This window comes from Paenibacillus sp. J45TS6, from assembly GCF_018403285.1.
Taxonomy (GTDB): Bacteria; Bacillota; Bacilli; order Paenibacillales; family Paenibacillaceae; genus Paenibacillus.
Window position 1 is genome coordinate 1 of record NZ_BOSJ01000120.1, and the last position, 238, is coordinate 238.

Consider the following 238-nt stretch of genomic DNA (forward strand, 5'->3'; position numbering starts at 1 on the left):
GCCTTGCAAGCAGGAGGTCAGCGGTTCGATCCCGCTTGGCTCCACCAATATTCCCTGATAGCTCAGTTGGTAGAGCACTCGACTGTTAATCGAGTTGTCACAGGTTCGAGTCCTGTTCGGGGAGCCACTTTTGGAGAAGTGTCCGAGCTGGCCGAAGGAGCACGATTGGAAATCGTGTAGGCGTCACAAGCGTCTCGAGGGTTCGAATCCCTCTTTCTCCGTTGCGAACTTTTTAGGA

The 238-nt window shown here is 53.8% G+C and carries 2 tRNA genes; both read left to right on the forward strand.

Annotation, left to right across the window (positions count from 1 at the left end):
- The first annotated feature begins 51 nt into the window (after positions 1-51).
- A tRNA-Asn gene (locus KJS58_RS25290) sits at positions 52-127 on the forward strand.
- Positions 128-132: 5 nt separating this feature from the next.
- A tRNA-Ser gene (locus tag KJS58_RS25295) sits at positions 133-221 on the forward strand.
- Positions 222-238 lie beyond the last annotated feature (17 nt).